Here is an 8,318-nt window from a genome sequence, read left to right on the forward strand (position 1 = left end):
GGCCGTGCCGGCGATCCCGGCCGGAACCGGCTCCGCCACGGGCCGTACCCGCAGGACGCCGCTGCCGAGCACCGCGCGCACCGCGGCCGCGTCGGCCGCCACCCAGGCCCCGAGCGCCTCGTCGAAGGCGAAGGGGCGCTCGGCCACCAGGCGCGCGTAGAAGGGGTAGGGGTCCGGGAGGCGGACGGCCTCGACGGGGGTGACGGTCGTGGTGCTCACTGGGAAGACTCCTTGTCGAACGGGTGGTGCGGGCGGTGCGGGCCGAGCGGGTGAAGCAGGGGCGAGCGGGGTGAAGAAGGGGCGGGGTGATGAGGGTCAGGCGGCCGTCGCGCGGGCCGCCCTGCGCATGTCGAGGGAGCCCGCGATGGCCATCCTGAGCACCTCCGAGGTGCCCTCGTAGACGCGCAGGGAGCGGATCTGCCGGTACAGCCGCTCGGTGACCGAGCCCTGCACGATGCCCGCCGCCCCGAGCAGCTGCACGGCCGCGTCGACGACCCCCTGGGCGGCCTCGGTGGCGTGCACCTTCGCGATGTTGGAGTGCCGGGCGAAGCGGCGGCTGCCGCGGTCGGTCTCCCAGGCGGCCCGCGCCACCAGCAGCGCGGCCGCGTTCAGCTGCACCTCCATGTCGGCGAGGGAGGCCTTCACCAGCTGGAGGTCGAACAGGGTGGCCCCGTAGGCCTCCCGCCCCAGGACGTGGGCGAGCGCGGTGTCGAAGGCCCGCCGGGCGAAGCCGAGGGCCGCCGCGCCGACCGTCGTACGGAACCGCTCCAGCAGGTCGACGGCGACCACGAACCCCTTCCCCGGTCGCCCCAGCAGCGCGTCCGCGGGCAGCCGGCACCCCTCGAACGACAGGTGTGCGAAGGACCGCGGGGCGATGGCGTCGATCCGCTCGACCCGCAGACCGGGGGTCGACGCGGGCACCAGGAAGGCCGACAGTCCCAGCGGGCCGGGGCCCTGCCCGGTGCGGGCGATGACCACGAACACGTCGGCGATGGTCCCGTTGGCGATCCAGGCCTTGCGCCCGTCGAGCACGTACGAACCGTCCGCCGCGTCCTTGACCGCCTCCAGCCCCACCGAGGCCACGTCCGAGCCGGCCTCCTTCTCGGAGACCGCGAAGGCGCCGATCAGGGTCCCGGCGGCCATCCCCGGCAGGTAGCGGCGGCGCTGCGCCTCGCTGCCGAAGCGCAGCAGCGGGGTCGCGGCCAGTGCCTGGATGGAGAAGGCGAAGTCGGCGAGGTCCTCCGCGTACGCGAGGGCCTCGCGGCGCAGGCACACCGCGCGGAAGTCGTCCACCGGGGCGCCCCGGGGGTCCAGTTCGGCCAGCCAGCCCGCCGTGCCCAGGGCGCGCACGAGCCGGCGCCCGGCCGCGTCCGGGTCGAGGGCGCGGATCTCCTCCCACAGCACCCGGTTGCTGTCGCACCAGGCCCCGGCCTCCTCGGCGAGGCGGCGGTGGGAGTCCTCGTAGAAGGGCAGGGCGAGGACCTCGGGGTCGAAGCTCGTCGTCAGTTCCATCGTCCGGCTCCTCAGATGACCAGGTCGGCGGGGGTGTCGGCAGGGGCGGCGACCGGCTCGGGGGCGGCCTCGGCGGCGGCCTCGGCGGCGCGGACCCGCTTCACCAGGGCGTGTTCGACGAAGTAGGCGAAGGAGGCGTAGCCGCGCCAGATGCGGCGCCATTCGCGCTGCACGGCCTCCTCGCCGGAACCGCGCAGCACCTCGTCGAGGTAGGCCACGACGATCTCGGCCGACTGGCGGGCGTGGCCCGCCGAGAAGTTGTCGATGGACAGGTGGGCCTCTTCGTAGGAGACGTCGAGGCCGTGGCGGCGCAGCTTCTGGATCTCGTGCAGCCGCATCGCGCCGAGGCCGAACATCTCGATGCCCAGGTTGTAGCCGAGGATCTCGTTGTAGAGGCTGTCGGGGAAGAGCGACAGGCACACCTGGTGGATGGAGAAGCCGTACAGGTGGTCCGGCAGGTCGCCCTGGTGCAGGAACGCCTCCTGCCGGATGTGCGGCAGGTCCATGTCCATGCTGGCCAGCACCTTGTGGATGATCGTGATGTGGTTCTTGGCCATGTCGCCGCGGCCCATCTCGTCCGCGTAGATGGAGAAGAGCAGGTCGTCGCTGCGCCGGCCGCGGCGGCCCAGGTTGCCGATCCGGTGCGCCCAGGTGCCGTCGATGAGGCTGCCGAGGGCGTACGTCGACTGCTCGAAGACCACTTCGTCGCGGGAGGGGATCTCGGTGAGCGGCTCGTACGGGTCCACCAGCTTGTCCCAGTAGATCCGCTCGACCCGCTCCATCAGCGCCTCGGGCGTGTACGGGAACCAGCTCGCGTCGGTCAGGACGCCTCCGGCCCCGTGCGCGAAGAGCAGTTCGGCGTCGGCCAGCCCGGCCTCGGCGCGGGCGCGGGCCTGCGGCAGCACGTTCGGGTGGCGCTCGAAGGTGACGAGGCGGTGGAAGAAGCGGCGGTGGTCGCCGGGGTCCTCGGGTTCGCGGACGAGCACGTCGGCGGGCCGCACGGTGGCGAGCCGGCCGCTCCAGGCACGGGCCGGCTCGTCGCCCGCGGTGGTGGGCACGAGGTCCGCGCCCGCGGGCTCGCCGTCGGCGACGGCCTGCGCCCAGGCGGCCAGGACCGCCGCCTCCCGTTCGTCGAAGATGCCGAACATGGGGCCGCCGAACTTGATGGACTTCAGGAAGCGGCAGGGGCCGCCGTCGCGGGCGGGCCGGATCTGGCGGGCGGTGCGGAACTCCCGTACGAAGGCGGCCGGGTCGAGCTGCCCGTCGTCGAGCCAGTCGGTGAGCTTGCGGGTGCCCAGGCGCACCGCGCGGTGCTGGCGGCCCGCGTGCGGGGCGTGCCGCTCGACGATCCGCGCGACCCGGGCGTCCAGCGAGAGCCCGTCGTGCCAGGCGGCGAGCTCGGCGAGGGCCGCGGTGTGCTCGCGTTCCAGGCGTACGAGGAGGCGTACGGCGGCCAGCGCGCGGCGGCGGTCCTCCGCCCCGGTGGGCGACTGCTCGGTGAAGGAGAGGTAGGCGGCGAGCAGCGGGCGCACGTCGCTCTCGGCGAGCATCGGCTCGATGCCGAGCAGCAGGTCGTCCAGGCCGAGCGCGTGGGCGGCGTAGTGGACGCCGACGACCTCGGGGAGGAAGGAGGCCGGCAGCCGGGACAGGGCCAGGTGGAAGGCGCCGTGCAGGGCGGTGAGCGGGCGGGCGCCGGTCTCGTCGAGGAAGGCGGCGGCCTCCACCCCGGACAGGAACACGCCGTGGCCGACCAGGGCCCGGCGGCGGCGGCCGAGCATGCCGGCCTCGGAGGTGCCCTCGCCCTGGAGCAGCCAGTGCTGCCCGAAGAGGCGGCCGACGATCTCGGCGGGCTGGGTCGCGGCCTGCGAGAGGGTGTCCAGCCAGCAGCCGCCGGTCAGCGCGAGGGGGGCGCGCTGGCGCAGGACGGCCGAGCGCACCTCGGGGTCGGGGTGGGTGCGCAGCGGGGCGAGGACGGCGGCGAGTTCGGTGCGGGCGGCGAGCACCTGGGCGGCGACCTCGTCGGCGTCGGCGGGCTCCCGGAGCTCCGGGTCGTCGGGCTCGGGGGCCAGGAAGGCGGCGAGGACCCGGCGGGCGGCGAGCAGGACGCCCTCGCTCTCCTGGTCGGCGAGGAGCCGGCGGAACAGACCCGCGGGGGGCAGGGCGGTGATCCGCGCGGCCTCGGCCGCGCCGGACGGGGAGGCCTCGAAGGGGGCGGGCGGGAGGGAGGTGGTCAGGTCGGGCAGGGTGAAGGCGGGCGCGAAGGAGCCGCGCGCCATGTCGAGGGAGGTCTCCTCGCCGGGGGTGAGGGGCGCGTTCATGTCAGTGGTCCCCCTGCCGGGCGGTGGCGGTCGCGGAAGCGGTCGCGGTCGGGGCCGCGCCTTCGGTCTCGGAAGCGGTCGCGGAAGCGGTCGCGGTCGGGGCCGCGCCTTCGGTCTCGGAAGCGGTCGCCGGGTCGGTCGCGGTCTCGGCAGCGGTCGCCGCGTCGGGCGCGGTTGCCGCCTCGGTCCCGGTCGCCGCGTCGGGCGCGGGGAGCTTGCGCAGCAGGACGCCGATCCGCACGCCCGGGACGCTGGAGGCGAGCAGGTAGTGCCCGCGGGGCTTCAGCTCCCCGGCCGCCTCGCGGTCGACGAGGTTGATCAGCGGGTCGGCGGCGAAGCAGTGGCCCACGCGCGGGATGTTGTCCAGGAAGAGCTGCTCGCGGGTGAAGCCGGCCTGCCGTTCCTTGAGGACGACCAGCGGCTTGTAGAGGTTGGGGTGGAGCACCCCCTGGATGTCGCCGATCTTCATCCCGGCCTCTTCGAGGATCTGCCGGTTGACCTCGCGGGCGAGGTCGGAGCTGATCTCGTTGGACCAGTCGAGACCGGCCGGGTCCTGGGCCCCGGCGCCCGCGACGATCTCGTAGGCGTCCGGGCCGAGGGGGTCGGCGCTGATCAGGCACGAGGCGGCGCCGTCGCTGAAGAGCGCGAAGTTCTCCATGCGGACGGCCTCGTCGGTCACCCGGTCGGCGGTGACCACCATGACCGTGCGGTACATCCCGGAGGCGACGTAGGCCTGTCCGGTGCGGATGCCCGCGAGGAGGTTGGCGCAGCGGCCGAGGGTGAGGCCGGTGAAGGCGGCCGCGCCGAGACCGGTGGCGGCCAGGACGTTCTCCACGAACGCGCCGTGGGTGCGGGGGCCGCCGGGGAAGCGGGTGGAGCACAGGATGAGGCAGTCCACGTCCGCCGGGGCGGTGCCCGCGCCGTCGAGGGTGGCGCGGGCGGTCTCGGCGGCGAGGGTCTCCAGGGCCTTGGCGGTGCGGTGGACGGTGCCCCAGCCCCACAGTTCGGCACGGGGAGGCATGCCGAACGTACGGGCCCGCTCCGCCAGGCCGTCGACCGTGGTGTGGGCGGCGGGGAGTTCGCCGAGGACGTAGCGGGGCGCGGACAGGTGGACGGCGGGGGCCGCGGATAACGCGGAGGCGGCGGGTGACGCGTACGGAAGGCTCACGGTGCCGGATCGCTCTCTCGGTCGGCGGACGGGGCGGACGGGGCGGGGGCGGCGGGGGCCAGGAGGGTGTTGGCCTCGGCGTACGGGAGGGCGTCCAGGCCGAAGTCGAAGGTGCCGGACCCGGTGATCTCACGGGCGGCGCGGACGAGGGCGCCGAGGGCCGCCCGGGACAGGGCCGATCCGGTGCTGACGCGGCGCACGCCGAGGTCCCCGAGGTCGGCGACGGACAGTTTGAGGGCGCCGGTCATCAGGACGTTGACGGGCCGGTCCACGGCGGAGCAGACGGCGCGGATCGACTCGGCGTCCGGCAGGCCCGGGGCGTAGAGCACGTCGGCGCCGGCGGCCTCGTACGCCTTCAGGCGGCGGATGGTGTCGTCGAGGTCGGGCAGGCCCTGGAAGAAGTTCTCGGCGCGGGCGGTGACGGTGAAGGGGAAGTCGAGCCCCTTCGCGGCCTCGACGGCGGCGGCGACCCGCTCCACGGCCTCGTCGAGCGGGCGCACGGGGTCCTCGTCGCGGCCCGTGGAGTCCTCGACGGAGCCGCCGACCAGGCCGGCGGCGGCGGCCAGCCGGATGGTCTCGGCGACGTCCTCGGGGCGTTCCCCGAATCCGCTCTCCAGGTCGGCGGTGACGGGCAGGCCGGTGGCGTCCACGATCGCGGCGGCGTTGTCCAGGATCTCGGCGCGGCTGAGCTGGTTGGCGCCGTCGGGGCGGCCGAGGCTGTGGGCGAGTCCCGCGCCGGTGGTGGCGAGGGCGGCGAAGCCGAAGGAGGCCAGGATGCGTGCGGTGCCGGCGTCCCAGGGGTTGGGGACGACGAAGGGGCGGGGGCCGGTGTGCAGGTCCCGGAAGGCGACGGCGCGCCGGAGTCGGGCGGCGTCGGTGGTGCTGGTCATGGGTTCCTCGCAAGTGCTGGGGTGCGTCGGCCGGTTGGTCAGATCAGCTCAACGTACTCATCTCCGCTGCGGGTCGCCGCCGCGGCCGCGCGGGCCAGGGGGCGCAGGACGGCGGTGACGGCGTGCGGCCGGTCCTCGAAGTAGAAGTGGCCGCCCGGCGTCCAGTGGAGCTCCGGCTCGGCGGCGCACTCGCGGGCCCAGGGGCCGAGCGCGGCGGGGCTGACGTGGGGGTCGTCGGCGCCGTTGAGGAGGGTGAGCGGAACCGTGAGGGGGGTGTCCGGCGCGTAGCGGTAGCCGGCGACCATCCGGAAGTCGGCCTTCAGGTGCGGCAGGAGCAGTTCCTGTACGGCTTCGTCCTCGATCACCTCGGGGGGCAGTCCGCCGAAGAACCGGACGGCCTCGGTGAAGGCGCGGCCCTCCAGTGCGGCGGCCTCGACCACGCGGGGGGTCGGCAGCAGCGAGGGGGCGGAGCAGCCGGAGGCGACGAGGCCGGCGAAACCGCGGATGCCGTCGAGGCGGCGGGCGACTTCGAAGGCGAGGGCGGCTCCGAAGCTGTGGCCGAAGAGGAGGAAGGGCCGGTCGGCGTCGGCGGCGAGGGTGATGGCGGTGGCGGCGCCGTCGGCGAGCTCGGCGAGGGAGGCGGGGGCCGGTTCGCGGAAGCGGTGGCCGCGGCCGGGCGGGCAGACGGCGAGGATCCGCGCGTCGGGCTCCATGGCGGGCTGCCAGTCGAGGAAGGTCCGGGGGTTCCCGCCGGCGTGCGGGAAGCAGTAGACGCGGGCGGCGGCGGGGTCAGGGCCGGCCGTGGTCTCGTTCGTCAGGAACCAGGGCGAGGCAACCACGAGGATCAGCCATTCCTTTGCCGGTCGGTCGGAGGCGCGAGGGGAAGCAGTGCAGTACGGGGCCGTGGTGGTGGATCAATTCCAGCCAACGTCGTTGGTGGAGGTGGGCTGGGGGGTGGGGGTGGTGCCGGGCTGCGGGTTGTTCCAGCCGACGTCACCGGCGTCACCGGCGACGACGTGCGGGTTCGCGTTGTTCCAGCCGACGTCGCCGAGGCGCAGGTGGCTGACGGAGTCGGCCGTGGAGGCACCGTGGGCGAGGCCGGTGACCGCCGTACCGACGCCGAGGGCGATGCCCGCGGCGGCGAGAACCGCGCGGCCGCGGATTCCCGAAACGCGGCCGGCCCGACGAGTCACCATGTGGTTCTTCCCCATTTTGCCCAGTCCCCTCAAGTCGTTTCGTCTTCGGCCATTCCAGGAACGCCAAACCGAGGCGGGTTTCCGGCGGTGCTGATCTCCGGGGCGCCTTGTCGGTGTTCGTTCCTGCGGTGAGACCAAATCTCCCCTGCCGGGTCACGACGAGGTAGACCTACGATGGCTCCGGTTTACGCATTGCGGGAACCCACGGGGTCTCAACCGCCATAAACAGCTGCATACCGGACAGAGGGGGGTGGCACGTGGACGTAGTTAAATACGCCAAAACCGCACAAAGCGGTGCACCTGAAGCGCTGTGCGCGGCTGCGGCGGGGGAACCGCAGGCGTTCTTGCGGGAACTCGCAACGCACCTGGGCCTGCTGGCGCAGGAAGCCGCGCAGCAGGCGGCCCGGCCCACCCCGGCGCCCGCGGTGGAGTCGCGGCCGGACGAGGAGGTCGTGGGCCCCGGAGTCCGGTACCTGCACGGCCTGGGCAGCATCTCGACGGCGATCAACGAGGCACTGGGCGCGGTACGCCGGGACATCCTCACGGCGCAGCCCGACGGGGCACGGCCGAGCGCGGTGCTGAAGGACGCGCTGGAATCCGTGCGCCGGCACATCTCCGCGGGGATCGCCATGCGGACCCTGTATCAGCACACCACGAGATTCGACGAGGCGACCAAGGAATATGTCCGCGCCGTAACGGAATACGGCGCCCAGGTTCGCACCCTGGAAGAATTCTTTGACCGTTTGATCATTGTCGACGATGTCGCCTTCATTTCGGCGAACGAGGACCGTACCACGGCGATCTCCATTACCGAACCGACTATCGTACGATTTCTTCGCGACACGTTCGACAAGGCCTGGGACCGGGCGAAGCCCTTTCCCTTCGTCCCGCTGCACGCGGCGAAGGCGGCCGACGAGGTCGTCCCGGCGATCCGGGAGTCCATCAGTCGACTGCTGGTGGAGGGTTACTCGGACAAGGCGATCGCGCGCCGCATAGGCATCAGCGAACGTTCCCTCCAGGCCCACATCGCGGCCATCAAGCAGGAACTCGGAGCCCTGAACCGATTACAGCTCGGCTACCTCCTGGGCCGCAACGAGGCCACCTACGTCCTGTGACCCCGGGGAGGACCGGCACGGCAGCCCGCGCCGGCCCGTTCGCGGTGGACACCGGGACGAAGGGACCCCACTCGGGGCCGACTTCGAGGTCGAGGATGTGCGCCAGGAATTCGGCGGAC

General features: G+C 73.6%; 7 protein-coding genes and 2 pseudogenes. 1 reads left to right on the forward strand and 8 read right to left on the reverse strand.

The window, feature by feature from the left end; genetic code table 11:
- The 7 genes and pseudogenes from ABZW32_RS37950 to ABZW32_RS37980 all read right to left on the reverse strand — a co-directional run.
- Positions 1-219: pseudogene (locus ABZW32_RS37950) on the reverse strand (hypothetical protein); the annotation flags it as partial.
- A 96-nt stretch (positions 220-315) separates the two neighbouring features.
- Positions 316-1,512 carry an acyl-CoA dehydrogenase family protein gene (locus ABZW32_RS37955; RefSeq protein ID WP_356225215.1) on the reverse strand — a complete coding sequence of 399 codons (1,197 nt, stop codon included), beginning with the start codon at positions 1,510-1,512 and terminating at the stop codon, positions 316-318.
- An 11-nt stretch (positions 1,513-1,523) separates the two neighbouring features.
- Complete coding sequence (locus ABZW32_RS37960; protein WP_356225217.1) at positions 1,524-3,830, reverse strand: iron-containing redox enzyme family protein; 2,307 nt, start codon at positions 3,828-3,830, stop codon at positions 1,524-1,526.
- Position 3,831: 1 nt separating this feature from the next.
- On the reverse strand, positions 3,832-4,998 hold the full coding sequence (locus ABZW32_RS37965) for a 3-oxoacyl-ACP synthase (protein ID WP_356225219.1): 1,167 nt from the start codon (positions 4,996-4,998) through the stop codon (positions 3,832-3,834).
- Positions 4,995-5,888 carry an isocitrate lyase/phosphoenolpyruvate mutase family protein gene (locus tag ABZW32_RS37970; protein ID WP_356225221.1) on the reverse strand — a complete coding sequence of 298 codons (894 nt, stop codon included), beginning with the start codon at positions 5,886-5,888 and terminating at the stop codon, positions 4,995-4,997. The genes ABZW32_RS37965 and ABZW32_RS37970 overlap by 4 nt, the downstream gene beginning before the upstream one ends.
- A gap of 38 nt (positions 5,889-5,926) precedes the next feature.
- Entirely contained in the window at positions 5,927-6,727 is an 801-nt protein-coding gene (locus tag ABZW32_RS37975) for an alpha/beta fold hydrolase (RefSeq protein ID WP_356225223.1), read from the reverse strand.
- Between the two features lie 75 nt (positions 6,728-6,802).
- The gene (locus tag ABZW32_RS37980; RefSeq protein WP_356225225.1) at positions 6,803-7,084 is read right to left on the reverse strand and encodes a hypothetical protein; all 282 of its coding nucleotides are present in this window, start codon (positions 7,082-7,084) and stop codon (positions 6,803-6,805) included.
- A 257-nt stretch (positions 7,085-7,341) separates the two neighbouring features.
- Here ABZW32_RS37980 and ABZW32_RS37985 point away from each other — a divergent pair, with 257 nt between their 5' ends.
- On the forward strand, positions 7,342-8,199 hold the full coding sequence (locus tag ABZW32_RS37985) for a helix-turn-helix transcriptional regulator (protein WP_356225227.1): 858 nt from the start codon (positions 7,342-7,344) through the stop codon (positions 8,197-8,199).
- 34 nt (positions 8,200-8,233) lie between these two features.
- Here ABZW32_RS37985 and ABZW32_RS37990 read toward each other — a convergent pair.
- Positions 8,234-8,318: pseudogene (locus ABZW32_RS37990) on the reverse strand (VOC family protein); the annotation flags it as partial.

Origin of the sequence: Streptomyces sp. NPDC004667 (assembly GCF_040609475.1) — a bacterium.
In the GTDB taxonomy this organism is placed as follows: Bacteria; Actinomycetota; Actinomycetes; order Streptomycetales; family Streptomycetaceae; genus Streptomyces.

What these genes read in the sequence shown, in the direction of transcription:
- ABZW32_RS37955 (WP_356225215.1), bottom strand. Translation starts at nt 1,512, where the DNA reads ATGGAACTGACGACGAGCTTCGACCCCGAGGTCCTCGCCCTGCCCTTC.
- ABZW32_RS37960 (WP_356225217.1), bottom strand. Translation starts at nt 3,830, where the DNA reads ATGAACGCGCCCCTCACCCCCGGCGAGGAGACCTCCCTCGACATGGCG.
- ABZW32_RS37970 (WP_356225221.1), bottom strand. Translation starts at nt 5,888, where the DNA reads ATGACCAGCACCACCGACGCCGCCCGACTCCGGCGCGCCGTCGCCTTC.
- ABZW32_RS37980 (WP_356225225.1), bottom strand. Translation starts at nt 7,084, where the DNA reads ATGGTGACTCGTCGGGCCGGCCGCGTTTCGGGAATCCGCGGCCGCGCG.